Annotated in this window: 27 protein-coding genes and 1 pseudogene; 11 read left to right on the top strand and 17 right to left on the bottom strand. The window is 67.5% G+C overall.

Translation table 11 applies throughout. The features are described from left to right. Position 1: 1 nt before the first annotated feature. The 5 genes from AX769_RS08955 to AX769_RS08935 all read right to left on the bottom strand — a co-directional run bounded on the left by AX769_RS08955 (position 2) and on the right by AX769_RS08935 (position 3,629). Positions 2–874 (bottom strand): NAD(P)-dependent oxidoreductase, encoded by an 873-nt coding sequence (locus tag AX769_RS08955; protein ID WP_066278355.1) that lies wholly within the window; start codon positions 872–874, stop codon positions 2–4. Positions 875–963: 89 nt separating this feature from the next. Continuing rightward, positions 964–1,395, bottom strand: a complete 432-nt coding sequence (locus AX769_RS08950; protein ID WP_157887534.1) for a hypothetical protein — start codon at positions 1,393–1,395, stop codon at positions 964–966. 37 nt (positions 1,396–1,432) lie between these two features. Beyond that, positions 1,433–3,013 (bottom strand): hypothetical protein, encoded by a 1,581-nt coding sequence (locus tag AX769_RS08945; RefSeq protein WP_066278350.1) that lies wholly within the window; start codon positions 3,011–3,013, stop codon positions 1,433–1,435. Positions 3,014–3,015: 2 nt separating this feature from the next. Beyond that, positions 3,016–3,303: a WXG100 family type VII secretion target gene (locus AX769_RS08940; RefSeq protein ID WP_066278348.1), complete on the bottom strand. Its 288-nt coding sequence runs from the start codon at positions 3,301–3,303 to the stop codon at positions 3,016–3,018. After that, complete coding sequence (locus AX769_RS08935) at positions 3,300–3,629, bottom strand: WXG100 family type VII secretion target (protein WP_082763628.1); 330 nt, start codon at positions 3,627–3,629, stop codon at positions 3,300–3,302. The genes AX769_RS08940 and AX769_RS08935 overlap by 4 nt, the downstream gene beginning before the upstream one ends. A 124-nt stretch (positions 3,630–3,753) precedes the next feature. On the opposite strand from AX769_RS08935, the gene msrB reads away from it, so the two are divergent. Further along, the gene (gene msrB, locus AX769_RS08930) at positions 3,754–4,203 is read left to right on the top strand and encodes a peptide-methionine (R)-S-oxide reductase MsrB (protein WP_066278345.1); all 450 of its coding nucleotides are present in this window, start codon (positions 3,754–3,756) and stop codon (positions 4,201–4,203) included. Positions 4,204–4,243: 40 nt separating this feature from the next. Here the strand turns inward: msrB and AX769_RS08925 are convergent, their stop codons facing one another. The 4 genes from AX769_RS08925 to AX769_RS08910 all read right to left on the bottom strand — a co-directional run bounded on the left by AX769_RS08925 (position 4,244) and on the right by AX769_RS08910 (position 9,250). Then, positions 4,244–6,769 carry an MMPL family transporter gene (locus AX769_RS08925; RefSeq protein WP_066278343.1) on the bottom strand — a complete coding sequence of 842 codons (2,526 nt, stop codon included), beginning with the start codon at positions 6,767–6,769 and terminating at the stop codon, positions 4,244–4,246. 92 nt (positions 6,770–6,861) lie between these two features. Continuing rightward, positions 6,862–7,515 carry a TetR/AcrR family transcriptional regulator gene (locus tag AX769_RS08920; RefSeq protein WP_082763626.1) on the bottom strand — a complete coding sequence of 218 codons (654 nt, stop codon included), beginning with the start codon at positions 7,513–7,515 and terminating at the stop codon, positions 6,862–6,864. A gap of 93 nt (positions 7,516–7,608) precedes the next feature. Beyond that, entirely contained in the window at positions 7,609–7,896 is a 288-nt protein-coding gene (locus tag AX769_RS08915) for a hypothetical protein (protein ID WP_066278341.1), read from the bottom strand. Between the two features lie 46 nt (positions 7,897–7,942). Next, complete coding sequence (locus AX769_RS08910) at positions 7,943–9,250, bottom strand: NtaA/DmoA family FMN-dependent monooxygenase (protein WP_066278338.1); 1,308 nt, start codon at positions 9,248–9,250, stop codon at positions 7,943–7,945. A gap of 214 nt (positions 9,251–9,464) precedes the next feature. Here AX769_RS08910 and AX769_RS08905 point away from each other — a divergent pair, with 214 nt between their 5' ends. Continuing rightward, positions 9,465–9,971, top strand: coding sequence for a DUF1877 family protein (locus tag AX769_RS08905; RefSeq protein WP_157887533.1), 507 nt, complete (start codon positions 9,465–9,467; stop codon positions 9,969–9,971). Positions 9,972–10,349: 378 nt separating this feature from the next. Here the strand turns inward: AX769_RS08905 and AX769_RS08900 are convergent, their stop codons facing one another. Continuing rightward, positions 10,350–10,814, bottom strand: a complete 465-nt coding sequence (locus AX769_RS08900; RefSeq protein ID WP_066278336.1) for a phage tail protein — start codon at positions 10,812–10,814, stop codon at positions 10,350–10,352. A gap of 108 nt (positions 10,815–10,922) precedes the next feature. On the opposite strand from AX769_RS08900, the gene AX769_RS08895 reads away from it, so the two are divergent. Beyond that, complete coding sequence (locus AX769_RS08895; RefSeq protein WP_066283387.1) at positions 10,923–11,396, top strand: VOC family protein; 474 nt, start codon at positions 10,923–10,925, stop codon at positions 11,394–11,396. 25 nt (positions 11,397–11,421) lie between these two features. Here the strand turns inward: AX769_RS08895 and AX769_RS08890 are convergent, their stop codons facing one another. The 4 genes from AX769_RS08890 to AX769_RS08875 form a co-directional block, all read right to left on the bottom strand. Then, entirely contained in the window at positions 11,422–11,940 is a 519-nt protein-coding gene (locus tag AX769_RS08890) for a GNAT family N-acetyltransferase (protein ID WP_239451987.1), read from the bottom strand. Beyond that, positions 11,937–12,212: a DUF1778 domain-containing protein gene (locus tag AX769_RS08885; protein WP_239451986.1), complete on the bottom strand. Its 276-nt coding sequence runs from the start codon at positions 12,210–12,212 to the stop codon at positions 11,937–11,939. The genes AX769_RS08890 and AX769_RS08885 overlap by 4 nt, the downstream gene beginning before the upstream one ends. Positions 12,213–12,268: 56 nt before the next feature. Continuing rightward, positions 12,269–12,487 carry a hypothetical protein gene (locus tag AX769_RS08880; RefSeq protein ID WP_066278328.1) on the bottom strand — a complete coding sequence of 73 codons (219 nt, stop codon included), beginning with the start codon at positions 12,485–12,487 and terminating at the stop codon, positions 12,269–12,271. Positions 12,488–12,771: 284 nt separating this feature from the next. After that, positions 12,772–13,374, bottom strand: a complete 603-nt coding sequence (locus AX769_RS08875; protein ID WP_066278325.1) for an LON peptidase substrate-binding domain-containing protein — start codon at positions 13,372–13,374, stop codon at positions 12,772–12,774. Positions 13,375–13,834: 460 nt separating this feature from the next. Between AX769_RS08875 and AX769_RS08870 the strand changes: the two genes are divergently transcribed. Beyond that, positions 13,835–14,653: an Abi family protein gene (locus AX769_RS08870; RefSeq protein WP_082763623.1), complete on the top strand. Its 819-nt coding sequence runs from the start codon at positions 13,835–13,837 to the stop codon at positions 14,651–14,653. 16 nt (positions 14,654–14,669) lie between these two features. On the opposite strand, the gene AX769_RS08865 is transcribed toward AX769_RS08870, so the two are convergent. Next, entirely contained in the window at positions 14,670–15,503 is an 834-nt protein-coding gene (locus AX769_RS08865) for an IS5 family transposase (RefSeq protein ID WP_066278321.1), read from the bottom strand. A 118-nt stretch (positions 15,504–15,621) separates the two neighbouring features. Between AX769_RS08865 and AX769_RS23855 the strand changes: the two genes are divergently transcribed. Then, a complete protein-coding gene (locus AX769_RS23855; protein ID WP_157887532.1) occupies positions 15,622–15,777 on the top strand; it encodes a hypothetical protein in 156 nt (51 codons plus the stop codon). Between the two features lie 155 nt (positions 15,778–15,932). Here the strand turns inward: AX769_RS23855 and ychF are convergent. After that, a pseudogene (gene ychF, locus AX769_RS08860) lies at positions 15,933–17,005 on the bottom strand (redox-regulated ATPase YchF). A gap of 100 nt (positions 17,006–17,105) precedes the next feature. On the opposite strand from ychF, the gene AX769_RS08855 reads away from it, so the two are divergent. The 3 genes from AX769_RS08855 (at position 17,106) to AX769_RS08845 (ending at position 19,298) form a co-directional block, all read left to right on the top strand. Then, on the top strand, positions 17,106–17,690 hold the full coding sequence (locus AX769_RS08855) for an exonuclease domain-containing protein (protein ID WP_066278316.1): 585 nt from the start codon (positions 17,106–17,108) through the stop codon (positions 17,688–17,690). A gap of 136 nt (positions 17,691–17,826) precedes the next feature. After that, positions 17,827–18,033: a hypothetical protein gene (locus tag AX769_RS08850; protein WP_066278315.1), complete on the top strand. Its 207-nt coding sequence runs from the start codon at positions 17,827–17,829 to the stop codon at positions 18,031–18,033. A gap of 41 nt (positions 18,034–18,074) precedes the next feature. Further along, positions 18,075–19,298 (top strand): DNA recombination protein RmuC, encoded by a 1,224-nt coding sequence (locus AX769_RS08845; RefSeq protein WP_066278314.1) that lies wholly within the window; start codon positions 18,075–18,077, stop codon positions 19,296–19,298. A gap of 39 nt (positions 19,299–19,337) precedes the next feature. On the opposite strand, the gene glpX is transcribed toward AX769_RS08845, so the two are convergent. Next, positions 19,338–20,333 (bottom strand): class II fructose-bisphosphatase, encoded by a 996-nt coding sequence (glpX, locus tag AX769_RS08840; protein WP_066278313.1) that lies wholly within the window; start codon positions 20,331–20,333, stop codon positions 19,338–19,340. Between the two features lie 128 nt (positions 20,334–20,461). Here glpX and AX769_RS08835 point away from each other — a divergent pair, with 128 nt between their 5' ends. The 3 genes from AX769_RS08835 to fbaA all read left to right on the top strand — a co-directional run bounded on the left by AX769_RS08835 (position 20,462) and on the right by fbaA (position 24,948). Beyond that, entirely contained in the window at positions 20,462–20,908 is a 447-nt protein-coding gene (locus tag AX769_RS08835) for a hypothetical protein (RefSeq protein ID WP_157887531.1), read from the top strand. A gap of 68 nt (positions 20,909–20,976) precedes the next feature. Beyond that, the gene (locus AX769_RS08830) at positions 20,977–23,787 is read left to right on the top strand and encodes an SdrD B-like domain-containing protein (protein ID WP_066278309.1); all 2,811 of its coding nucleotides are present in this window, start codon (positions 20,977–20,979) and stop codon (positions 23,785–23,787) included. A gap of 132 nt (positions 23,788–23,919) precedes the next feature. After that, a complete protein-coding gene (fbaA, locus tag AX769_RS08825) occupies positions 23,920–24,948 on the top strand; it encodes a class II fructose-bisphosphate aldolase (RefSeq protein ID WP_066278306.1) in 1,029 nt (342 codons plus the stop codon). Positions 24,949–25,005 lie beyond the last annotated feature (57 nt).

Below are 25,005 nucleotides of genomic sequence, written 5' to 3'. Positions count from 1 at the left end.
CTCAGGGATGCCGGACGCCCTCGCCCCGCAGCACGGCCGCGTAGCCCTCGCGGAAGGTCGGGTGGTCGAACGCGAAGCCGGTGCTGCGCAGCAGCGCGTTGCTCAGCCGACGGTCACCGCCCTGTGGCCGGTCGCGACCCCGGGAGGGCGCGGGCGCGGGCAACCCGAGTTGCTCCGCCAGGAACGTCAGCACGTCGCCCAGCTGCGCGGGCTCGTCGTCGACGCCGACCACCAGCGGCGGCGGGGCGCCATGGAGCGCGAGATGCACGATCGACCTGGCCGCGTCGTCGCGGTGGATGCGGTTCGTGAAGAGCGACCCGCGCGGCGTCCTCGAGTCGCCTGCCCGCACCTGGTCGATGAGTCGCTCGCGGCCCGGGCCGTAGAGCCCGCCGAGGCGCAGGATCACCGAGTTCGGCACGCGCAGGGCCAGCTCGCGCTCGGTCTCGCGCAGCACCGTCGCGGTGGGCGACGTCGCTCGGGCCTCCGTCGCCTCGTCGACCCACGACCCGTCGTCGACGTCGTACACGGCGGTCGACGAGACCAGCAGGAGGCGAGGAGTCGCCCCGGCGCGCTCCACGCCGTCGAGCACGTGCCGCAGCCCGTCGAGGTAAGTGGCCCGGTAGGCCGAGGCGGTCCGCTCCCCCGCGGTCAGCGCCACCACGACCACGTCGGTCTCAGGCGGCACGACCGGGCAGCTCGTGCGGAGGTCGACCGACTGGCGCTCGAAGCTCGGCGGCAGCACGTCGGCCGAGCGGCGGATGCCGACGACGCGGTGTCCTGCGGCCTCGAAGCGGAGGCCGGTCTCGGTGCCCAGGTCGCCGCATCCTGCGATCACGATCGTCTTCGGACGGCCGGGCTGCGGCGCTGCGGGCATGCCCCGAGCCTAGGCCGCTGCGGCTGCGGTCCGCCGCCCGGCCAGGGGAAACCCGAGGAGACGAGGCCGGCTGGACAGGCATCGACAGGTCAGAGACCGAGTTCGAGCGGACGCAGTGTCAAGCCATCGGGGACGGCTCCGGTCTCGAAATAGTGCCGATAGATCGGCGCTGCCTCGTCGGCGGTGAAGACCTCGTCGGAGAAGACGGACACAGTGTGGCGTCCGAACACGATGTGTGTGTCCGGCGTCTCTCCGCGCGAATGCGATCCTCGACCGACACCGTACTGCCCACCCGCGCTGCCCGTCGATGCTCGCAATTCGATGGTCATGGCCGTCGCGGATCCCGCCGATTGCAGGTAGTTCTCGTCAGACGCGCGGTTGGCCTCCGGCGTGCCGAGACTGTGTCCTTCCGGGAGTTTCCAGAGCGCGACGGCGAACAGGTCGTCTCCGTCGAGCCGTGACAGATAGCCGACGATCTCATTCGAGGGAGGGCCGTCGGCGTCCAGTACGGGGATGTTCATTTCGCCGTTCAGCGTGACGACATGCGTAGGAATCACTTCAGGGCACCTCGACTACTCGAACAGCGGTGATGTGGATGGGTTCGCCGTTCAAGGTTGCGTGCGCGACAGTGCCGCGATTCACGGCCTCATCGAACAGTCTCTGGACGTTGTTCTTGGAATTGTACTTGGCCAAGGCGCTCCCGCTCTTGACCTCGACTCCTGTGTACGTGCCGTCAGCATTCTTCACGAGGCCGTCGTAGCGACGCCCATGATCGAAGCCATCAGCGTGAGACAAAACCTGGTCGGCGATCGGCTTCTTGCCAGTGAGCCGCTCGTACCGAGCTAAGCCGGCCGCTTCTTTGTCGGCGCTCACGATGTCGGCACCCGTGTATTTGCCGAAAATATCTCGGCCGTCACCACGGTCGATGCCTCGGAGCGACTCCCGGTCGGCCACAGGCACGGCCGAGCCAGCCGACTTCTCGGCGGCCGCCTCCGCTGCCTCTCGCGAGCCCGCCTCCGCGACCTTGGCACCCGTGGCCTCCGCGTCGTGCAGTGCGCTGCCGCCGGGAAGGGCGCCAAAGAGCACGTCGGCCCCGATGTTCGCACTCGAACCGTTGACGACGCCGTCGATCGCCGCGCTCGAACCGCCCTGCACCACGGCGTTGACTCCACCGACGAGCACCATCGGCGCAACGCGCACGCCGAGTGACGCGATCGCGGGACCGAGCCCGGTGATTCCGCTGACGGCCTCGGCGATCTCCCCCGCGGTCGAGATCGTCGTCTCGACGGCCTCGGTCAGCCAGGCGACGATGCGGGCGACGCTGATGCCGGTCTCGGTCGCTACCGCACCAGCGCCGGCGGCATCGGAGAGACCGAGCGTGAACGGGGTGAGCAGAGCGCTGGCGGCGACGGTGGCCGCGATGGTCGCGGCGAGCTGGGCGAGTTCGCGCTCCGTGTCGCCGTGGACCTTCTCGATGGTGTCGGCCCGCTTGCGGCAGCCCGCGGCGAGCGCCCTCGCCTGCGAGGCGAGACTCGAGACGATGCCGCGGGCGGCCGTGAATTTGGCCTCGATGCCGGGAATCTCAGGCGACGTGAAACCGCCGAAGGCCGAGAGGGGGCCGCCGGTGTCGATGCCGTCGACCGATGCCGCGAAGGCGTCCCATCGGGACGCTGCCCCCCTCAGCTCGTCGGTGTCCCCGTCGGGCCAGGCCATGCCGATGAGGTCGGCCACGTACTGGAACCCCCAGGGGAACTGGCGGTTGCCGCCGTGCGACGAGGGTGGTGTCGGGAGGGTCTCGACAGCGACCGTGGAGGGCAGGGAGACTCCGCCGGGCGTGCCGGCGCCGCCCGCCGCGCGATGCTCGGCGACGGCGTGGTTGTAGCCGGTCACACCGAGCGCGACTGCGATCGAGTCGAACGCCGTGAGGAGGCTCGACGTGTCGCGGAGGATGCTCTTCGCGCCCGCGTCGTAGCTGGTGGCCCACGCCTGACCACCCTGGTCGGAGCCGGCCATGCCGTGGCTGGAGTGCAGACCGGAGACGACGGTGTGACCCGCCTCGCGGAGCTCGGAGAGCAAGCCCTTGGTCGCAGCGGCGGCGTCGGTGTAGCCGACCGGATCCACGTCGATCGTGTAGCTCATCGTCAGGCCCAGCCCGCCCTGTTGTGCTCGGCCGCCGTGTCGTACGCGGTGCCCGCCGCCGCCGCGACGCGCGTGATGTCGGCCATCGCCTCGGCCATCCGGGCGGCGCCGGCAGCCCACTCCTGATGCAGAGCGGCGAACTGCCGCTGCGCGTCGCCCGACCATTCGGTCGAGACGGTCGCGGCAGCCGAGTCGACGCCGGTCAGCAGAGCGTTCGAGTATTCGGCCATCCGCCCCAGCTCGACGACGAGAGCGTCGAGCGACGAGCCGACGGCCCGGTGCCGGGTCATGACGCGTCTCCCGGCGCCGTCACCGAGATGCTCGAATCGGAGGACGCCTTCGTGACCCCGGCCTCGGTCGTCGCGTACTGCTCGGCGGACTCGGCGAGGAGCCTCGACATCCCGCCGAGGGCATCCTGAATCGTCGCCGCGCCGGCGAGCCATTCGAGCCAGGATGCCGCGAACGCGTCAGCCGCTGTGCCAGCCCAATCGGCCCCGATGGTCGACTCGACGAGCGAGCGACACGCGGCCACGCGCGCCTCGAAGGCGGCGACCTCGTCAGCCACACGACTGCTGGCCGCCTCGACCGCCTCGGTCGACACTCTCGTCTCTGACATGACCCCCCTGAACCGTGACGGGCCGGCTGGTTGGGCCTTCCCTGCATTCGACGGTAAACGCTCGCGCGCTCGGATTCAACCACTCGCCGGGAACGTCCCCCGCGCCCCGCGTGTTGACTCAGGCATGACCGACTACCAGAAGACCCCGGAGGCGCTCGCGAAGCTGACCCGAGAGCAGTTCCACGTGACGCAGCGCGGCGGCACCGAGCCGGCGTTCCGCAATGCGTACCACGCGACGAAAGACGCCGGCATCTACGTCGACGTCGTCACCGGCGAGCCGCTCTTCTCGTCGCTCGACAAATACGACTCGGGCACGGGCTGGCCGAGCTTCACCCGGCCTATCGACACCTCGCGCATCGTCGAGAAGCGCCAGGGCTTCATGATCTTCGCCCGCACCGAGGTGCGCTCGGCCTCGGGCGACAGCCACCTCGGCCACGTGTTCGACGACGGCCCGTGGCGGGAGGGCGGTCTGCGCTACTGCATGAACTCGGCCGCGCTCCGCTTCGTGCCGCTGGCCGACCTCGAGGCCGAGGGCTACGGCGAGTACGCGGCGCTCTTCACGAGCGCCGCGTAGCTCTAGACGGTCAGGCCCAGCTGATTCGAGCCGAGCGTGCTCAGGCGCGGTGCGAGGGTGCGCCCTCGTGGTGCACGCTCGGCTCCGCGTCGTCCGGCGCGGGCGCTGCGTGATGAGTGTGCTCCGGCTTCGATTCGCCTGAGGTGTGCCCGCGCTCGAGCTTCGCCCCCTCGACGTCGACGTCGGGCAGGATGCGATCGAGCCACTTCGGGAACCACCAGGCCGCGTTGCCGAGAAGGTGCATCGCGGCCGGGATCAGCAGCAGGCGCACGAGGAAGGCGTCGGCCAGCACCCCGAACCCGAGGCCGAAGCCGATCGGGCGGATGGTGGACGAGTCGCTGAAGATGAAGCCCGAGAACACCGAGATCATGATCAGCGCCGCGGCGACGACGACGTTGCGCCCGGCGTGGAAGCCGCGCTGCACGGCGATCTTCGCCGGGGTGCCGTGCGCGAACGCCTCGCGCATGCCCGACACCAGGAACAGCTGGTAGTCCATCGCCAGACCGAACAGCACACCGACCTCGATGATGGGCAGGAAGCTCAGGATCGGCGCAGGATCGTGCACTCCGAAGATCCCCCCCAGCCAGCCCCACTGGAAGATCGCGGTCAGCGCGCCGAACGTGGCCAGCAGCGACAGCACGAACCCTGCCGTGGCCGTGAGCGGCACGAGGAGGGACCGGAACACGATGATCAGGATGATCAGCGAGAGGCCGACGACCACCACGAGGTAGAGCGGCAGCGCAGCCGAGAGCTTGTCGGAGACGTCGATGTTCGCGCTGGCGTTGCCGGCGACGCCGAGTGTCGCGTTGCCTGCCGTCGTCTTGACGGGTGACAGGTTGCGGAGATCGTGCACGAGCGTCTCGGTCGACGCCGCGGACGGCCCGCCCTTCGGCACGACCTGGTAGGCGATGACGCTGCCGTCCTTCGAGGCGCCGATGGGTGCGACCGCGGCGACGTCGGAGTTGGCGGCGATCTTCGTGCCGAGTGCGACCTCCTGACGCAGCAGGGTGTCGCCCGTCGCCGCCTTCGGCAGATCGGCGACGACCACGAGCGGAGCGTTCTGACCTGCGCCGAACTCTCGTTCGAGCGTCTTGAACGCCTTGTACTGGCTCGAGTTCGTGGCCTCCGACGACCCGTCGGGCAGGCCGAGCCGCAGCTGCAGGGCCGGCAGCGCGAGGACGCCGAGGACGGCCACACCGGCCACGATGGTGACGATCGCCCGCCACGTCGCCATCGGCTTGTTCGGCACCCGGGTGGCCGCCGTCGAGCCGATCGCCTGACGCTCTTTCTTCTTGAGGATGCGCATGCCGACGAGCGACAGGATGGCCGGCGTGAAGGTGAGCGCCACGAGGATCGCGACGGCTACCGAGACGGCGCCGACGGTGCCCATGAGGCCGAGGAACGGGATGCCCGTGATGTTGAGGGCGAGAAGCGCGATGATCACCGTGGATCCTGCGAACAGGACCGCGTTGCCCGACGTGCCGTTGGCCAGCCCGATCGACTCGTGCAGGCTCATGCCCTGTTTCAGCTGATTTCGATGCCGGTTCAGGATGAAGAGGGAGTAGTCGATTCCGACCGCCAACCCCAGCATGATGCCGAGCACGGTCGTGACCGACGTGAACTGCACCAGCCCCGAGAACGCCATCGACCCGAGCACCGACGCGCCGAGGCCCACGACGGCGCTCAGCAGCGGGAGCCCGGCCCCGATGACCGTGCCCAGCATCACGAAGAGCACGATCAGGGCGACGACGAGGCCGACGACCTCGCCGGGGCCGACGATGCTCGGCACGCCCTCGGCGATGTCCTCGGTGACGTCGACGTGAACACCGGTGATCCCGGCCGCGGACTTGTCGACGATGTCCGTCTTGACGCTCGCCGGCACCTCGTAGGTCGACTTCGTGAACTGCACCGTGCCGACGGCGCTCGTGCCGTCCTTCGAGACGAATCGGATGTTCTTCGACAGGTCGAGCAGCTGGGCCCCGAGCTCGAGCTTGGTGGACTGCTCGTCGAGCGTCTTGGTCGACGCGGCGAGCTTCGTCTTCTGCGCGTCCAGCGTCGTCTGCGCCGTCGCCAGGGCTGCCGCGGGCTGACCGGCGGCCTTCGCCTGATCGAGCTGCGTCTGAGCCGCGTCGATCTGCTTCTGGGCCGTCGCCAGCTGAGCCTTGCCCGCCGTGATCTTCGCGCGCCCGGTCGTGACCTGATTCGCCTGCGAGGTCAGGTCGGCCTGTGTGACGAAAGGGTCGACAGTGGCCTTGACGTCGTCCATCTTCGCGATGTCGGCGAGAAACGACTTGACTCCGGTCTTCTCGCTGGCGGTGAACGCCTTCCCGTCTTTCGTCTCGAAGACGAGGCTGCCCGAGCCGCCCGACGCCGACGGGAACTTCTTCGCCAGCTCGTCGGTGACCTTGCTCGTGGCGGTGCCCGGAATCGTGATCGACTCCGACGTCGGGCCCTTGAAGATGCTGTACGCGACGGCTGCGAGCGCGATGATCACGACCCAGCTGATGATCACCGTCCAGTGGCGGCGCGCGGCGAATCGTCCGAGGCGGTAGAGAAGGCCGGCCATGGAAGCCTCGTTCTTTCTGTTCTGTCTGCGCGGTCTGTGCAATGCGCGCTGTGGTGGCGGTGACGGGGTGCGCCGGTGGACCCCGGGTTTCGTCAGAGCGCGGGTTGGTACCCGGCCCGGACGGAGTCGATGAGGCGTGCGACGAGCTCGTCCCACGCGAGGCGCCCCGCTTTGTCGAGTCGCACGCCCGTGTGCAGGACCCAGCGGGTCGCGATCACGATCACGCCGCTCATCAGCGACGACACGAGCAGCTCGGCCTCGAGAGGGTCGGCTGTCGGGTGTCGGCGACTGACCTCGGTGACCAGCCGTGCGGCCGCTCGCGCGAAGGCCTCGTCGCTGAGGGCTCGGCCGCGGGGGTCGTCGGGGTCGGGTGTGCCGATGATGCGCCCGATGCTCACGATGGCCGACGGCAGGTCGGTCTTGGCGATCGTCTGGGCGAGCTCGTCGAACATCGAGGCGCGTGTGTCGGCGCCGACGGGGGCGGCGGCCACCGCCCCGATGAAGTCGTCGATGACGATCTCGAGCACGTCGGCGCAGAGGGTGAGCAGCACTTCGTCGAGCGAGGCGAAGTGGTTGAAGACGGTGCGGCGCGCGATGTCGGCGCGCTCGGCCAGCTCGTCGACGCTGAAGTGGGCGCCGTCTCGCTCGTCGACCAGTTCGCGGGCAGCGCGCAGGATCGCGGCGCGGTGCCGAGCCTTGAGGGCTGCGCGCCGGTCGGGCGTGGCGAGGGTGGTGATCGGGGTCACCCGTTCACACTAGGTGCATCGATGCACTCAGTGCACGCCTCTCACCGAATTCGGAGGCGGGAGGACGAATCGCGTGCTTGCTTCTCGGTCGCGTCAGAAGCCGACGCGGCGCGGCGGCGTCGGCGGCTCCGGGAAGCCGGGCAGGCCGAGCGCCGAGAAGTCGGGCATCGGGAACTCGGGAAGCGGCGGCACATCGGCATCGTTGATGACGATGGGCGCCCCCGGGGTCCACAGCAGCCAGACGGCGTCGCCGTCGGGGCCGACGAGGCTCAGCTCGGCGGGCACCGCGCGCTGCGCTGCATCCTGAAGCCTGTCTTTCAACTCGACTATCTGCTGTGCGGTGATCGGGATGCGTTGACCTGCGAAGACGATGTGCGGCATGCCCGGAGCCTAGGCCCGGTGCCTGGCCGGGTGCCTGGTCGGCGTCTCAGAAGGCGAGCAGGTTCTCTCTCAGCGTGCGCCCTTCGTAGCGGTCGCGCATCACGCCGCGCTTCTGCAGCTCGGGCACGAGACCGTCGACGATCTCGCTGACGTACCGCCGGGTCGGCGAGAGCGACGAGATCAGGAAGCCGTCGCCGCCGATCTCCTCCACCGCGTCCTGCATCGCCGCTGCGACCGACTGCGGCGTGCCGACGAAGGTCTCGCGATACCCGTTGGCGAGCGGTGCCGTCGCGAGCTCGCGGAGGGTCTTGCCCGATCGGATCATGTCGTTCAGCTGACCCTGGTGGCCGTTGGTGGTCAGGTCGGCCGGCAGCGGCTGGTCGGGATCGTACTTCGAGAAGTCGGTCGTCGTCACGCTCGCCAGGCCGCTGAGGTTGTGGTCGTAGGTGCGCATCGCGTCCTCTTCGATGCGCACGAGCTTGGCCTCGGCCTCGTCGATCGTGTCGCCGAGGACTGGCTCTGTGATGAACATGACCTTGATGGCGTCAGGATCGCGCCCCACGGCTGCGGCCTCGGCGCGGACGCGCTCGCGCAAAGCCTTCATCGCAGGGATGCTGTCGCCCGTCGCGATGATCGAGTCGGCCGTCTGGGCCGAGAAGCGGATGCCCCGGGGCGAGACGCCGGCCTGCAAGAACACCGGCTCTCGCTGCGGGCCCGGGATCGTGTTGAGCGGCCCCCGGGTCGAGAAGTGCTCGCCCTGGTAGTCGACGACGTGCACCTTGCTCGCGTCGACGTAGACATTCGACTTGTCGTCCAGGACGACAGCGCCGTCCTCCCACGAGTTCCAGAGCGCCTTCGCCGCGGCGACGAACTCGTCGGCAAGGTCGTAGCGCACGTCGTGCGCCGGCTGGGCGGCGAAGCCGAAGTTCTGCGCGGCCTGGTCGTTGCTGCCGGTGACGATGTTCCAGCCGATCCGGCCGTCCGAGAAGTGATCGAGCGTCGACATCAGCCGGGCGAGGCGATAGGGCGAGATCTCGGTCGTGGCGACGGTGGCGACGATTCCGATGTGCTCGGTGGCCTGACTGATGATCGTGGCGAGCGCCGTCGGGTCGTGCTTCGGGGCGCGCTGGCCGTACTTCAGGTAGGCGTCCATGGTGCCGCCGAACGAGTCGGGCACGTAGTTGTTGTCTTCGAGCATGAAGTAGTCGAAGCAGCCCCGCTCGAGGTCTCGCGCCATGTCGACATAGAACCGGCCCGACGTCCAGTCGCGCGACGACGTGCCCGACCACGGCTTGTTCCAGGCGGGCACGCGGAAACCGTCGAGGAACCAGCCCAGGTGAATGCGGTCGCTCATCGGGCGCCTGGCCCTGCTCGTCGGGGTGCCCTGCTCGTTGTTGTCATGACGCCAGTAGACCGGAGCGCTGTTTCGGGTTCGGTGCCGGGCCGTGAAGCCTGCATTACGCGACCTGGCGGCGTCCTCCCGCAAATCCCTTGTGGACAACCGCCCCCTTGGTTCGCGGCCTGTGGAGAAGCCTCTCCTGAGTTCGGCCGGGCGGAAGGATCTCGGCATGGGAATCCGCTACTACGCCTATCCGGTCCTCGCCGACGACATCGAGCTCGCCCGCCAGAATCCACTCGACTACATGAACAACAATCCGATCGTCGACGACGACGATCCGGACGACGATCGGCTGGTGCTCTGCCTCGACAAGTCGTGGCGCTATCTGCAAGAGCTGTTCGTCTGGCCCAATCAGTACCCCGCCGAGCCCTGCCTCGACCTCGTGCGCGGCGACGTCGTCTATCCGAACGGCTGGCAAGAGGGCTACCGATGCCACTACGAGGTGCTCGAGCCCGAGGCCGTGCAGAGGATCGCCGACCACATCGGCGAGATCGACAAGGTCGACGTCCTCGCGATGTTCCTGGCGCACTATGGTTGCCCGTCGACGGGCGGAGATCACCGCGACAGCCACCTCCGCGAAGACGTGGCGTACGTCGGGTACCACCTTGAGCAGGCGAAGCGCTTCGTCGCCATGGTCGCCGCAGCCGGCCACGGGCTCGTCTACCGCATCGGATGAGGTAGGGCCTCGTGGCGCCTGGAGCGACCGACAACTGGGCGTTCGGCTCGACGTAGTTGATCGCGCTTGTGGTGGCGGGGCTGGCGACGTCCGGTGTGATTCTGAGTGCTGCCCTGCGGCGGAGGGCCGATCGGCGGGCCGAGCTGTGGAGCTGGCTCAACTGGTCGCTCGAGCAGTGCTTTCGTCCTGATGGCGAATCTCGCCTCCTTGGCGAGCAGGCGCTTCAGATCCTGGCGAAAAGCGCTGAAAACCCAGCGGCTCCCCAGCCTCCGTCGCCCCTCACCCCAAACGATCTAAGTGTTATAAGCCTTGTCATATAACACCTCCGCCACCGACACGGGTGGTAGCCGCGCGGTGACAAGCCGACGAAGCCCGGCCCTAGTACTCGCCCTTGACGACGAAGTACGAGCCGCGGATCTCGCCGGCGAGCTTCGACTTCTGGCGGGCGAACTTGAAGCGGTCGGCCAACTCGGCGGGCACCTCCATGCCCTGCGACAGCTTGAAGCCGACGGCGCGCTTGCCGCCGTCCTCGATCGCGTACATGACGTTGATCGCGAGGCCCGACTCGTAGAACACGTACGTCATCCGAAGGCCGTCGACCTCGAACTGCGTCGCCTCGAGCGGCTCCGAGGCGATGACGATGTCGCGCTCGTCCTTCAGCACCTTCGTCAGGTAGGCGACCTCGTCGGGCACCTCATCGGCGGGGCTGACCGTGAAGACGTGGTCGTACTTGTTCTTGTAGTAGCGAGCCTCGTTGGCCCGGAGACCGGCGAGCGCGTCGACGACAGGCGACGATTCGAGACCGGTCGTTTCGACGTTCACGAAGTCGACGGCGTACGGCATGAGAGCTCCTCGGTGGTCTGGTGGCACAACGGTAGCGCGAACTTGCTCGAAGGTGGCTACCCTGATCGCCACCGGGCAATGGCGCTCGGCCATCGAGAGGAGCCCCTCATGCAGCGCATCGTCCCGTTCCTGTGGTTCGACGACCAGGCCGAGGAGGCCGTGATCACCTACGTCGGACTGTTCCCCGACGCGCGCATCGACCACGTGCAGCGCTGGCCCGACGGCACCCCCGACGCGGGCAGGGCGCTCGTCGTCGAGTTCACGCTCTTCGGGCAGTCGTGGCGCGCTATGAACGGCGGCCCCGACCACCCGTACACCGACGCCGTCTCGTTCCAGGTCGACTGCGACACGCAAGAGGAGATCGATCGGCTCTGGGGCGCGTTCACCTCCGACGGGGGACGCGAGATCGCCTGCGGCTGGTGCGCCGACCGCTGGGGCGTCGTCTGGCAGGTGACGCCCGTCCGCCTCCCCGAGCTGCTGGCCGACCCCGACCAGGGTCGCGCGAGCCGCACGATGATCGCGATGCAGCAGATGATCAAGCTCGACATCGCCGCGCTCGAGGCTGCGGCGGACGGCCGCTGACTCAACTCCCCGACGGGCCGGGCCTCTAACCGCCGGCCAGCTCCCGCACGGTCGCCTCGGCGTCGGCGGTGAGTAAGTAGAGACACCTGGCGGACTTCGGCATGATGGCGAATCCGAAGCGCCGGTAGAACGCGACGGCTGAGTCGTCGACCGCGTAGACGACGACGGCGCGCGCACCGATGAGTCGGCTGGCCTCGACTGCTTTGAGAACCGCATCCTGAAGCAGCGATGCACCGAGGCCGACGCCGTGGAATCGGGAATCGACCGCCAGCCTTCCGATCAGGATGACGGGAATCGGGTCCGGCATGTTCCGCCGCACTCCCCCGACCGCCTCGTCGGATCGGAGCGAACTGGCCGCCAGGCAGTAATACCCGGCGACGACGCCGGAGTCTGCGTCGCAACTGATGAACGTTCGCGACGCGCCACCAGCCTCATTCCGGATCGCGCGGATCTGCAACCAGTTGGTCAGGCTCGGGACGCCGCAGTCGAATCCGCTCGTATCGTCGCCCAGCGTGATCGCGCGCGGACGGCGGAAGCCGGTCAATCGACGAATACCGCGGGTCGGGCGAGGAGCTCGGCAAGGCCGGCCACCGAGGCTGCCGGTCGATCGAGGAGCGCGGAGAAGGTCTCGAAAGCCTGGGCGGACATGGATACCTCGCGCTCGCGCCGAATGAGGTCTTCGGCCTTCTCGACGAGCGTCGACACCGAGAAATCCGTGAGGGATCGGCCCGTGAGCGCGGCGGCCTGCTCGATCTCACGCTTCTGCGCAGAGGTGAGCCGAAGGTCGAGTCGATCGTTTTTCGTCGGAGAGGGCACGCGTGAATTGTACGGCATAAGTCCGTACACAGAGCGTCTGAAGCTCTCGAAGACGACTAGTCGGCCGCGAGGTCGAATCCCTCGAAGACCATCGTCGCTTGTATGCGATCACCTCCGGCCAGACCTTTGCTGCCTGACGCCGCGGTGGTGATCGTGTGAAGCCGATACCCGAGTGCGGATTGAGCGTTGATCGCGTTCTCGAGTTCGGTCAAGTTGCCCGAGCCTGTCCCGATGAACTTCTCCCGCAGCACGATCTGGAGCACGATCTGGAGCACAACGTAGCTCTTCCCGACCGGCCTGAAACGTGCCCTGGAGCCCTCGTTCACCCCACCCATAAACGCGCGTGCGGGAGCAGCAGGTGCTTCAGCCGCGCCAGCGGCCGGACCAGGCACGGTCGGCTGTACGGCCTCCCGGCGCCGCGGCTAGTTGTTGAAGCGGAACTCGACCACGTGGAGCTGTGACATCGAATTCGCGTCCGATCCCTCCGAACCTCCTTAGCGGGGGGTTCGGTCTCTTTGCGGACGGAAGGACGAGGGGTGGTGAACGGTGGTCAGACGCCTCACTCGGCGGACCACAGCTCCTCGGCCTCGAGGGCCAGATCGATCAGCTGACGCAGGAGACCCCCCAGCGTTGTCGACCTCAAGAGGGTGTACCTGTCGTACTCGCCCAGCGGGGCGATCGCCGCCAGTTGCCACACGGCTGCGACGGGATCGTCCGACAGCTCGATGCCGGCATCCGACTGCGGCCCCGCGGCGCGGGCGATCAAGCGCCGGACAGCTGCTTCGGCCTGGTCCCGCAGGGGTGCGAGCTTCTCGGACCACTCCAGATCCGGCAGGATCGAGAGGTCGGCCCGCGGGTAGGGGTCCTCGTCGACCCAGCGCTCGACCGTGAACCGCCGGGTCCCCATGCCGACGATGTACAGGTCGTCGGCGCCCGCGGCGGCGCTCACAAGACGCGCCATCGTCCCGACCGAGGCGCGCTGGTCGCCACCGCCGGCTTCTGATCCGCGCTCGATGAGCACGACGCCGAACTCGAACCCCGGTTCGTCTTCGTCGAGCAAGCGGCCGACCAACGTGAGGTACCGCGGCTCGAATACCCGCAGCGGGATGGGCACGCCGGGGAACAGCACTGATCCGAGCGGGAACATCGGTGAGACGGCCATGCACCAGTGAAGCACCGCTGACGCAGAATCTTCGTCGAACCCGAGACGTCGCCCGGGTGCTCGAGACCTCCCCTCCGCGGGTCTTCTACATCTCGATAGCGGACTCCGCCACCGGCGCGCGGGCCGACGCCGACCCGAACTCCGCCACGTCGCGCAAGCCGCGGCTAGTTGTTGAAGCGGAACTCCACGGCGTTTCGAATCACAGTCACCTTTGACGGCTCCGCCTATTTCGCTTGAGGTAAGCAGAACGGGAGCGGCACTGGCATACCCGATTCTGGACTAGAAATGCGCGAGCGGAAATGCGAGCTTGCCGGCCGAGACGTGTATGTGGCGGACCATTGACCCCGTAGGTTGGCATCTCGCACCGCGCGGAGCTCTGTCGGTCCACCGTGCTAGAGTTCGGTCATCACGATCAGCCCGTCGCCGCAAGGCGCGGGCTGATTTTCTTTTTGGGAGGCTGATGGTCGAGTACAGCAAGCCGTGGCTGACCGTGGACAAGCAGGTTGATCGGCTGGTGGAACATGGGCTCGATGTAGGCGACAGAGGACATGCGAGCGCGATCCTGCAGGCGATCGGCTACTACCGTCTCACCGGATATCTCTACCCATTCCGCGAGTCCGCGGAGTACGTCGACGACGAGAACCGAAAGCGCATTCGAGTCCTCAGCGACTTTCGGCCGGGTACCAGCCTGGACCAAGCTGAAAAGATCATCGACTTCGATCGGCGACTTCGCATGCTCGTCCTTGACGGCCTCGAGCGCATCGAAGTCGCCGTTCGCATGCGCATCGGATACGTGCTCGGGCGCAGCTCCGCGTTTGCCCACGAGGATCCTTCCTCCTTCATGCCAGCGTTCACGGCTGAGATCACCGACACTCGAAAACCCGCACCAAGCAAGCATTTCCATTGGCTCGAACGGGTTAGCTCCCGCAAAGCCAGCTCCGACGAGCAGTTTGTCGAGCACTTCCGGGAGAAGTATGACGACAGGATGCCCGTTTGGGCGCTCACCGAGATCCTTGAGCTCGGGCACCTGTCCGTCCTCTACCGCGGCATGAATCAGAAGGACGCCGAGGAGATCGCAGCCGCTTTCGGGGTTCCGACGAAGAAGCTCATGTCCAGCTGGCTTGCCAGTCTGAACTACATGCGCAACGTCGCTGCTCATCACGCACGGCTGTTCAACAGGAAGCTCCAGAACGCGCCGTCAAGGCCCAGGGTCGGGCAGGTCCCTATTCTCGATCACCTGCGCGGCAACGAGAGCGCCAAGAGCATCTTCGGCACTTAGAGATCGCGCCGATAGGTCATGGTTTTCGGGTGGGTCTGGTGTCCCAGCGGTAGCGGGTCCAGGCTTCTCGGATGAGTCTGCGGGTGGTGATGATCGCGGCGGCGAGGGCGATGAACGCGTCGATGACCCGGGTGCGGACCTCGGTGCAGATGTGGAGTTTGCGGAAGCCGCGGGTGTGCCACGAATTTGTTCTCTCCACGACCCAGCGGGCGCCGGTCTGCAGCGGTGTTCCCTTTTTGCTGATCACCCAATCGCAGCCGAGAGTGTCGAGCAGCTCACGGGTCTTGCCGGAGTCGTAGCCGGCATCCAGGTGCACGGTGATCCGCTCCGGGAGGTCGAACCCGAACCGGCCCAGCTTCTCCAGGGTCGCGGCCAGCAGGGGCGAATCATGGCAGTTCGCGCCCGCTATTACGCATCCCAGCGGGATCCCCTTCCCATCGACCAGGAGAGAACGTTTCGTTCCCTGTTTCCCGCGATCCACCGGGGAACGCCCTGAGGCCTCACCGCCGCAGGGCGCTTTCACGATGCACCCGTCCACAGACAGATCCCCCAGTTCCAGTCCGATCATCTTGTCGTAGGATTCGAGGCAGACCTGCTCCAGCTCGGTGAAGATCCCGTGCCGGATCCACTCGTCACGGCGGCGGCGGATCGTGGTCGCCGAGCAGGTGCTGTCGGCGATCTTCACATACGCGGCGCCGAGTACGAGTACTTGCACGAGCTTGTCGAAGACGACCCGATCCGCGATCCGCGGGCGGTGCCCACCGAAGGGGTGATCATCGATGACTGGCGGAATGAGTGCTTCGAACTGGGCCCAGATGGGCTCGATGAGGAAAGATGGGACGGCAGGCACGAGCTACTCCTGAAAAGCCACGGGATCTTGGTCGAAACCGTGTTTAACAGGGCTCGTGCCTGCCCCACGTCACCGCCACACCCCACCTATCGGCGCGACCTCTTATAACGGCCTAGCAGTGATCGCCTACATGCTCCCGTCAATCGACGTCGACACCGACTGGTCCAGTCGGCTTGTCACGCTGTTGTCTGCCTTCCCGACCACCGACGCGCTCACAATTGAGTCAATGGGTGCGCCGAAGGATTGGGAGAAGCTCGATCTTTGGCATCCCTGAGCCATCAGCTCTATCACCCCCACCGCACGTGGTAGCTTCTCGGCTTGGCTCAGTTTCCGCTCTTCAAGCGGGTCCACTCCACACAACATCACATGGCACGCGGCCCGCTGCCGCAGCGCGATTGTCGTGTGGAACAATTCCGCGAATCAGCGGCGCTAGTTGTTGAAGCGGAACTCCACCACGTCGCCATCCTGCATCACGTATTCCTTGCCCTCGATGCGGGCCTTGCCGTGGGCTCGGGCCTCGGCGATGGAGCCCGTGTCGACGAGGTCGTCGAACGAGATGACCTCGGCCTTGATGAAGCCCTTCTCGAAGTCGGTGTGGATGACACCGGCGGCCTGCGGGGCCTTCCAGCCCTTGCCGATCGTCCAGGCGCGGGTCTCTTTCGGGCCGGCCGTGAGGTAGGTCTGGAGGCCCAGCGTGTCGAAGCCGATGCGAGCGAGCTGGTCGAGGCCCGACTCCTCCTGGCCCGTCGAGGCGAGCAGTTCGGCCGCGTCCTCCGGGTCGAGGTCGATCAGCTCGGACTCGATCTTCGCGTCGAGGAAGATCGCCTCGGCCGGGGCGACGAGGGCTGCGAGCGCGTCCTTCTTGGCGGAGTCGGCGATGATCGACTCATCGACGTTGAAGACGTAGATGAACGGCTTCGCGGTCAGCAGCCCGAGCTCGCGGATGGGCTCGAGGTCGATCGAGGTGGCCGAGAGCGCCTCGCCGCGCTGCAGCGCGTCGCGCGCAGCCACCGCGGTGTCGTAGGTCGCTGGCTCGACCCGCTTCAGCCGCAGCTCCTTCTCGTAGCGGACGAGCGCTTTCTCGACCGTCTCGAGGTCGGCGAGGATCAGCTCGGTGTTGATCGTCGACAGATCGGCGGCGGGGTCGACGACGCCGTCGACGTGCACGACGTCGGGGTCGACGAAGCCGCGCACGACCTCGGCGATGGCGTCGGCCTCGCGGATGTTCGCGAGGAACTTGTTGCCGAGCCCCTCCCCTCGCTCGCACCCTTCACGATGCCGGCGATGTCGACGAACGAGACCGGGGCGGGCAGGATCTTCTCGCTCGAGAACAGCGAGGCGAGGACGCCGAGGCGCGGGTCGGGCAGGTTGACCACACCCACGTTCGGCTCGATGGTGGCGAACGGGTAGTTCGCCGCCAGTACCTGGTTCTTGGTCAGGGCGTTGAACAGGGTGGACTTGCCCACATTGGGCAGCCCGACGATCGCGATAGTGAGAGCCACGGTCATAGAGCCTAACTTCTCGCAGGCAGGCGACCGACGGGCGTCGCATCCTGAGGGTGTCGCATCCTGCTCTGTCGGACCCGTGTGTCACGATGAGGCAATGTCACTCGACTACGTAGCGATCGACTTCGAGACCGCGAACTCCTCCAGCGCCTCGGCGTGCAGCGTCGGCCTCGTCAAGGTGGTCGGCGGCCGCGTCGTCGACAAGACGGGCTGGCTGATCAAGCCGCCGTTCGGGCACGACGAGTTCTCGGAGTGGAACACGCGCATCCACGGCATCGTCCGTGACGACGTCGTCGATGCTCTCGAGTGGCACGAACAGATGGCCGACCTCCTCGACTTCGTCGGCGACGAGATCCTGGTCGCTCACAACGCAGGATTCGACATGGGCGTGATCCGGGGCGCATGCGCTGCGACCGGCATCGAGACGCCCGAGAGCCGCTACTTCTGCAGCCTCCAGGTGGCGCGCAAAACTTACACCCTCGACTCGTACCGCCTGCCCATGGCGGCCATGGCTGCCGGATTCGACGAGTTCAACCATCATGAGGCGCTGGCCGACGCCGAAGCCTGCGCGGCGATCATCGCGCACTCGGCGAAGCGCCACGGCGCGGACACCGTCGACGAGCTGGCTGCGGCCACCGGGGTGCGTGTCAATCGTCTCGCGCCGGCCGTGCGCTTCGTCTAGCCCTCGACCCTGAGCGCCGCCTCTCGGAGCACCGTCGGCCGAGGTGAGAATTCACTTGCCTCGTCGCTGCCCGACGCCCTAGTTTGCGAGTGGAGGCGATGCCGCCCGGCACGCCCCGTCCCGAAGGAGGAAAGCCATGACCGGAATCGCCGACAAGCTCGACAAGGCGTACGAAGAGACCCCCGTCGACGAACTCGCAGCGCTGCCCGTCGCCGCTCTGCAAGGCGTGAGCGACGGTGACGCCGAGCACCTCAAGGCCGCGTTCGGCATCACGACGATCGCCGATCTGGGCACCAACAAGTACTTCCTCTGGGCGCACGCGATCGCGACACTCGCCGACTGACGAGCGACGAACATGTCGGTGGCCGCTGGCAGACTGCCGACATGTCTCCCGTCGCAGCACTCGTCATCGGTCTCGTGCTCGGCCTCGCCGTGGGCACTCTGCTCGGCCGGTCGGCTCTCCGCGCACGCGTCGCCGCCGCCACCTCGACGGCCGAGGCGCTCCGCGATCGGCTCACCGCCGAGCAGCGGCAGCACGAGCACCAGATCGAGCTGCAAGAGCAGCGGATCGACGAGCTCCGCGATCGGATGATGGCCGATGCCGCAGCCGAGACGAGGCGGGCGGGGTCGGACGGCCGGATCCTGACAGCCCTCAGCCCCGTCGCCGAAAGCCTCCGTGCCGTGCAGGCCAAGGTCGCCGAGATGGAGCAGCAGCGGCACCGCCAGCACGGCGAGCTGAGCGAGCAGCTGCGCGCCGCCACCGAGTCGGAAGAGCGCCTGCGCTCGACGGCCGACGCCCTGGCATCCGCTCTCAAGTCCAACAGCACCCGGGGTGTCTGGGGCGAGACGCAGCTGCGCAACGTCGTGCAGGCGGCCGGTCTCATCGAGCGGGTCGACTTCGACGTGCAGACGTCGATCACTGCGGACGGCGTCGCCCGCCGGCCCGACATGATCGTGCACCTGCCCGGCGGCAAGAACATCGCCGTCGACGCGAAGGTGCCCTTCGGCGCCTACCTCGAGGCGTCGAGCATCTCGCCCGACGCGATCGGCGCCGAGGGCGCCCGACGCACTGACCTGCTCCGCGAGCACGTCAAGGCCGTCCGTGCCCACGTCGACGCCCTTGCCGGCAAGGCCTACTGGGCCGGGCTCGAGTCGTCACCCGAGCTGACGATCGCTTTCATCCCCAGCGAGTCGCTCGTCTCGTCGGCCCTCGAGGCCGACCCCGGCATCATGGACTACGCCTTCCAGAAGCGGATCGCTCTGGCTTCCCCCGTGACTCTCTGGTCGGTGCTCAAGACCGTGGCCTTCAGCTGGCAGCAGGACGTCGTCACCCAAGAGGCCAAACAGCTCTTCGACCTGAGCCGCGAGCTCTACGGCAGGATCTCGACGATGGCCGGCCACGTCGACAAGATGGGTCGGTCGCTGCGTTCATCCGTCTCCGACTACAACCGCTTCGTCGGCTCGCTCGAACGCCAGGTGCTGCCCTCAGCACGGCGATTGAGCATGCTCGACGAGTCGACGGTCATCGCTCCGTCGCCGGTGATCGACGACGTGCCGCGAGACCTCACCGCCGTCGAGTTGACGTCGCAGCTGCCGATCGACGACTGAACGGAGGCAGAGTGGCCGGTCAGGGTCACCCCCTGCAGCTCAGTTCTCGCCGAGCCATTTCGATTCGAGGTGGTCGGCGACGACACGGCGCTGCGTGCCAGAGTGCGACCGCAGCACCAGGCTCTCGGTCCGGATCATCCCGTTCTTGCGCGAGACGCCGGCGACGAGGCCGCCGTCGGTCACACCCGTGGCCACGAAGTAGGTGTTGTCGCCGGTGACGAGGTCGTTCTGGTCGAGCACCCGGTTCAGGTCGTGCCCGGCGTCGATCGCCTTCTGCCGCTCGACGCTGTCCTTCGGCGCGAGGCGCGCCTGGATCAGACCCCCCAGCGCCTTGATCGCGCACGCCGTGATGATGCCCTCCGGGGTGCCGCCCGTGCCGACGCACATGTCGATCCGCGAATCCGGCATCGCCGCGTTGATCCCACCCGCGACGTCGCCGTCGAGCAGCAGCCGCGTCCCCGCGCCCGCGGCCCGGATGTCGCTGATCAGCTGCTTGTGACGCGGGCGGTCCAACACGGCCACGACCATCTGCTCGACCGGGATGCCCTTCGCCTTCGCCAGCGCCTTGATATTCTCGCCGATCGGCTTGTCGAGGTCGATCACGCCGAGCCCCTCCGGGCCGGTCACGATCTTGTCCATGTAGAACACCGCGCTCGGGTCGTACATCGTGCCCCGATCCGACACCGCGATGACCGACACGGCGTTCTGACGCCCCGTGGCCGTCAAGCTCGTGCCGTCGATCGGGTCGACCGCGATGTCGAAGGCCCCACCGTTGCCGGTGCCGACGTGCTCGCCGTTGAACAGCATCGGCGCCTCGTCCTTCTCGCCCTCGCCGATCACCACGACGCCGTCGAAGTCGACCGTGCCCAAGAACTTCCGCATCGCGTCGACAGCGGCCCCGTCGGCGAGGTTCTTCTCTCCCCGCCCGATCCACGGAGCAGCTCGAATCGCCGCCGCTTCCGTCGCCCGCACCAACTCCATCCCCAAGTTGCGATCGGGATGAGTGAAAAGGGATCCGGTGGCCGAAGTCGTCATGGACCGAGCCTATCCAGTCCCCAGGTTCGGAGTTTTCCACAGGTGCTCGAATGCATCCGTCATTCGGATGTGAAATGTTGTAGAGTGCCTCAAGCACCGGGTATATATACCCTTCTCGAAAGGACTCCATGCATCCGCCCTCCCTCTCCCGATCCCTGATGGCCGGCGCCACGGCGACGCTCGTGGCCCTCGGCATCGTGCTGCCCGCTCTCCCCGCGTCGGCTGCCTCCGTGGCCATGACGATAGCCGTCGCGGCCGATGGCCACGGCCCCTTCACCGACTCCGACGAGCCCGGCGGCGACGCGAACGATCACAACGGCGTCGTCCGCACCAACGACTCCGTCGTCTACGAGGTGACCGTCAACTCCACTGGCGGCACGGCCACGAACGAGACCTTCACTCTGACCGCCCGGACGACACGGCGTGGTCGAGGCTCCCCTCCGACTGTCGAGCGGATGGCTCCAGCATCGAGGGGCCCCTCCTCACGTGCCGACTGGGCGAGCTCACTAACGCGACCAGGCAGGTCTCCGTCGTTCTCCAGGTCGCCAACACGGCCGCGAACGGGCAGTCGCTGACGCCGACCGGCAACGTCGGCGCCGATGGCATCGCATCCGAACCCTCCGCCCCGCCGACTACGGTGCGGGTGTCGGCCGCACCTCGATTCGACCTCGCCATCAACACCGTCACCCCGTCGTTCGCAGCAGCCGTCGGCCCCGACGGCTCGACGCCCGGCCACCGCATCGTGTACCCGGTCCTCGTCGACTACAAGGGGCTCGCTGCGGGCGCCAACCTCTTGGGCTACGAGCGACTGGCCGGCGACGTGAGCTTCACCGACGACGTCTCCCGGATGTTCGGGCGAGGCGAGAGCCCCGCTGCTCTTCTGCCCGTCGGCTCCGAACCAGCCTGTGGCATCAACACCGGCCAGGTGCCCGGGGCCCCCGGGGGCCGAGGTGGCGGTGACGACAGTGTCGTCGACTCCGGCACGTTCTCATGCTCTCAAGAGGGGCCGGGCGAGCCCATCTCCGTCCACATTTCAGGTGTCGACAGCTCGCTCTCGAGCGTCCCGACCAAAAGCGTGAGCGGTGGCGCCATCGCCGGCGGCACGAAGGCGTACGTCGTGTCGGGCTACATCAGCCTCTGGATTCCCGAGCCCGCAAGTCTCCAGACCTTGACGGCCGTCAACACCTACCGTGACCTCTCGGCGCCGTCCGTCACGCAGCAGGCCGACTTCGGCGGCGTCGGCGAGCCGCTCGGCAACAACTCCGTCTCACGAAACGTGGGTACCTTTCTCGGCGTCAAAGGTAGTTTGCGCTATTGGGGAGTCGACCTTAAGCCGGAAGGCCGGTTCGAGCTCTCCGGCAAGTACAACAAGCCCTACACGACCCCGGGCCAGCTCATCCGCCCGGTCACGAGCGTCGGCAACGAGGGCACGGATTCGTGGCGCGGCTCGATCGTCTGCACCGCTTTCGACAACTCGTATCAGACCCTCGACGACTCGACGGGCGTCTGGGCCGGCTCGTCGGCTTCCGGCATCACCGGGCGCCCGCAGTTCGCGGCATTCCGCTCCTCGACCGCCGACGGCCTGCGCGACGCCACCTGCGGTGACGACGACGCGACCTGGTACGACGACCCGAACGATGTCCCAGGCGGCGCCGCGGCGGTCGGGCTCGTCCGCTGGAAATTCGACTTCCCTGCAGCAGCGACCGAGAGCTTCTACGCGTCTCTGAAAGTCGCCGACAGAGTCCCCGACTACACACGGCTGCGAACATTCGCCAGCATCCTTCCCGGAGGCGAGCGCGACTGGGTGCACGACACCGTGAGCGGAGCGCAGGCCAACGGCTCCTGGGCCGACTTCCTGACAGTCACCGCCGACCTCGCCCGCATCACGAGCAAGGTCGTCGACGACGGGTTCACGGCAACCACGACACCGGACAAGACCCAGTACGTCGAGCAGGGTGGCTCAGTGAGCTTCGCCCTCTATCCGACTCTCACCAATGCGACCGTCGGCGGTGATCCCGACACGGTGACCGTCCGCGACGTGCTTCCTCGCGGAACCCGCCTCGTCGAAGGGAGCGCAACTCCGCGGCCCGCGTCGGTGACAGAAGAGACCGACGGCAACGGCGACGTCCGTCAAGTCGTCACGTGGAGGTTCCCCGAACACGCCGTGAACGCCGCCCTCCCCACGATCACATTCACTGTGCGCGCCGACCACACGGCCGCAGTGGGCCCGACGACGAACAACGCCAGTATCACGTCGACGCGCGACATCTCCGACTCGACGTTCCAGACGAGTGATCGCGCGTTGCACGTGCTCGCGGTCGGTGCCGTCAGCGTCGTGGAAGAAGCGGTGCGGCCGGGCGTCGTGGTCGGAGACGACCTCGAGTGGCGGCTGCGGTACTCGAACAACGCTGCAAGCGCGTTCGATTCGACAGATCTCATCACCGTGCTGCCGCACGTCGGCGACGGCCGAGGCACGACGACCGCGACGTCTCTCGAGCACACCGTCACGCCCCTGGCATCGGAGGTCGTCCGGTACACCTCGGCCGACCCGAAATCGATCGACGTCGACGCGGCCGCCGCATCCAACGGTGCGTCCGGCTCGACGAAGTGGTGCACCGAGGCCAAGTTCGGTACGAAAGGGTGCCCCTCGAGTCTCGCTACGTCCTCCGGTGTTCGCATTGTCCACTCGGCCTCGGTGGGTGTCGGTGCCACCGTCGAGCACAAGATCGGCCTGTCGGCCCACGATGCCCATGACCGCGACCTGACGGGCAGCTCATTCGGGCTGCGCGTCCAGAACCTCTCTCTTCCCGTCGTGTCGAACACCGCGACGATTCGTGAGCACGCCGGGGCGATCGGGCACCGCGTGTGGTTCGACAAGAACAGCGACGGGCTGCAGGATGACGGCGAGCCGGGCGTTACCGATCAGACGATCCAACTGACAGGCACCGACGATCGGGGCGACGGCGTCGACCGCCGGACGACGACGGGCGACGACGGGCGCTACTCATTCGACGATCTGCGGCCGGGTGATTACCGCGTGCAGTTCGGCACAGCCGACGGTGGCTGGACGAAGGCGCACATCGGAGACGATGCCGCGCTCGACTCGAACGTGGACGCCGACGGCAACGCGACGACCTCGCTCGAGGCCGAGCACGACGGCGACTCGGTCACGGCCGTGTCGAGCGATCTCAATGTCGACGCCGGCGCCCTGCCCAAGCTCGACCCCGGTGTGCCGCCGGTTGTTCGGCCACCGGGCCACGGCAACGTGGTCGACCGTCCCTCCCACGGCGGTGACCCGACCGACGCTTCGGCCTCGCACGGCCCGAAGATGCTGGCCCTCACCGGATCGACCATCGGCCTCTGGGCCGTAGCGGCCGGTCTGCTCGCGCTGCTGATCGGCACGATCATCGTCATCGTGTCGCGACGGCGAGAACGGGGCGAGTCCGGTCTTTAAGAAATCGCGGGCGGCGCCTTCCCGATGACATCGGGAAGGCGCCGCCGACGCGTTTTGTGCCCCGCGCACCCTCATCCGGCGCGTCTAGAGTGATGTCGGAGTCACAGCGCGCCCGCCTACGAAGGAGAAGTCATGCCCGTCGCCACCCCCGAGCAGTACGCCGAGATGCTCGACCGAGCCAAGAAGCAGGGGTTCGCCTACCCCGCCGTCAACGTCTCGTCGTCGCAGACCATCAACGCGGTGCTGCAGGGCCTGACCGAGGCCGGGTCCGACGGCATCATCCAGGTCACCACGGGCGGCGCCGACTACTTCGCCGGTCAGACCGTCAAGAACCGCGCCGCCGGCGCCCTCGCGTTCGCGAAGTTCGCCACCGAGGTCGCCAAGAACTACCCCGTCACCGTCGCGCTCCACACCGACCACTGCCCGAAGGACGCCCTCGACGGGTTCGTGCTACCCCTGCTCGCGGCCTCCGAGGAAGAGGTCAAAGCCGGCCGCAACCCCGTCTTCCAGTCGCACATGTGGGACGGCTCGGCCGTGCCGCTCGACGAGAACATCTCGATCGCACAGGACATGCTGAAGCGCACCCGCGCCATCAACGCCATCCTCGAGGTCGAGATCGGCGTCGTCGGCGGAGAAGAAGACGGTGTGAAGCACGAGGGCACCAACGACGCGCTCTACACGACGGTCGGCGACGTCACTCGCGTCGTCGAGGCCCTAGGCCTCGGCGACAACGGCCGCTACATCGCAGCCCTCACCTTCGGCAACGTGCACGGCGTCTACAAGCCCGGCAACGTGAAGCTCCGCCCCGAGCTGCTCGGTGAGATCCAGGCCGGGATCCAAGAGAAGTTCGGCACCGCCGAAAAGCCCCTCGAGCTCGTCTTCCACGGTGGCTCCGGCTCGAGCCAGGCCGAGATCGCCGAGGCCGTCTCGAACGGCGTCGTCAAGATGAACCTGGACACCGACACGCAGTACGCGTTCTCCCGCTCGATCGCCGACACCGTGCTCAAGAACTACGACGGCTTCATCAAGGTCGACGGCGAAGTCGGCAACAAGAAGGTCTACGACCCGCGCTCGTGGGGCAAGATCGCCGAGACCGCCATGGCCGCCCGCGTGATCGAGGCCGCCAAAGAGCTCGGCTCCCACGGGCAGTCGCAGAGCTAGTCGCCCCAGCGGCCGAGCGGGCCCATCACCCGCCGGCCGCGAGGCCGCGAGGCCGCG

It is taken from the genome of Frondihabitans sp. PAMC 28766 (assembly GCF_001577365.1).
In the GTDB taxonomy this organism is placed as follows: Bacteria; Actinomycetota; Actinomycetes; order Actinomycetales; family Microbacteriaceae; genus Frondihabitans.
Note: the sequence above shows the minus strand (reverse complement) of the source record. Positions and strands in the feature narration are given on the sequence as shown.

What these genes read in the sequence shown, in the direction of transcription:
- AX769_RS08895 (WP_066283387.1), top strand. Translation starts at nt 10,923, where the DNA reads ATGCAGCGCATCGTCCCGTTCCTGTGGTTCGACGACCAGGCCGAGGAG.
- AX769_RS08855 (WP_066278316.1), top strand. Translation starts at nt 17,106, where the DNA reads ATGTCACTCGACTACGTAGCGATCGACTTCGAGACCGCGAACTCCTCC.
- fbaA (WP_066278306.1), top strand. Translation starts at nt 23,920, where the DNA reads ATGCCCGTCGCCACCCCCGAGCAGTACGCCGAGATGCTCGACCGAGCC.
- AX769_RS08950 (WP_157887534.1), bottom strand. Translation starts at nt 1,395, where the DNA reads ATGAACATCCCCGTACTGGACGCCGACGGCCCTCCCTCGAATGAGATC.
- msrB (WP_066278345.1), top strand. Translation starts at nt 3,754, where the DNA reads ATGACCGACTACCAGAAGACCCCGGAGGCGCTCGCGAAGCTGACCCGA.
- AX769_RS08870 (WP_082763623.1), top strand. Translation starts at nt 13,835, where the DNA reads ATGGTCGAGTACAGCAAGCCGTGGCTGACCGTGGACAAGCAGGTTGAT.
- AX769_RS08915 (WP_066278341.1), bottom strand. Translation starts at nt 7,896, where the DNA reads ATGCCGCACATCGTCTTCGCAGGTCAACGCATCCCGATCACCGCACAG.
- AX769_RS08905 (WP_157887533.1), top strand. Translation starts at nt 9,465, where the DNA reads ATGGGAATCCGCTACTACGCCTATCCGGTCCTCGCCGACGACATCGAG.
- AX769_RS08955 (WP_066278355.1), bottom strand. Translation starts at nt 874, where the DNA reads ATGCCCGCAGCGCCGCAGCCCGGCCGTCCGAAGACGATCGTGATCGCA.
- AX769_RS08940 (WP_066278348.1), bottom strand. Translation starts at nt 3,303, where the DNA reads ATGACCCGGCACCGGGCCGTCGGCTCGTCGCTCGACGCTCTCGTCGTC.
- AX769_RS08900 (WP_066278336.1), bottom strand. Translation starts at nt 10,814, where the DNA reads ATGCCGTACGCCGTCGACTTCGTGAACGTCGAAACGACCGGTCTCGAA.
- AX769_RS08845 (WP_066278314.1), top strand. Translation starts at nt 18,075, where the DNA reads ATGTCTCCCGTCGCAGCACTCGTCATCGGTCTCGTGCTCGGCCTCGCC.
- glpX (WP_066278313.1), bottom strand. Translation starts at nt 20,333, where the DNA reads ATGACGACTTCGGCCACCGGATCCCTTTTCACTCATCCCGATCGCAAC.
- AX769_RS08835 (WP_157887531.1), top strand. Translation starts at nt 20,462, where the DNA reads ATGCATCCGCCCTCCCTCTCCCGATCCCTGATGGCCGGCGCCACGGCG.
- AX769_RS08935 (WP_082763628.1), bottom strand. Translation starts at nt 3,629, where the DNA reads ATGTCAGAGACGAGAGTGTCGACCGAGGCGGTCGAGGCGGCCAGCAGT.
- AX769_RS08875 (WP_066278325.1), bottom strand. Translation starts at nt 13,374, where the DNA reads ATGGCCGTCTCACCGATGTTCCCGCTCGGATCAGTGCTGTTCCCCGGC.
- AX769_RS08925 (WP_066278343.1), bottom strand. Translation starts at nt 6,769, where the DNA reads ATGGCCGGCCTTCTCTACCGCCTCGGACGATTCGCCGCGCGCCGCCAC.
- AX769_RS08910 (WP_066278338.1), bottom strand. Translation starts at nt 9,250, where the DNA reads ATGAGCGACCGCATTCACCTGGGCTGGTTCCTCGACGGTTTCCGCGTG.
- AX769_RS08850 (WP_066278315.1), top strand. Translation starts at nt 17,827, where the DNA reads ATGACCGGAATCGCCGACAAGCTCGACAAGGCGTACGAAGAGACCCCC.
- AX769_RS08945 (WP_066278350.1), bottom strand. Translation starts at nt 3,013, where the DNA reads ATGAGCTACACGATCGACGTGGATCCGGTCGGCTACACCGACGCCGCC.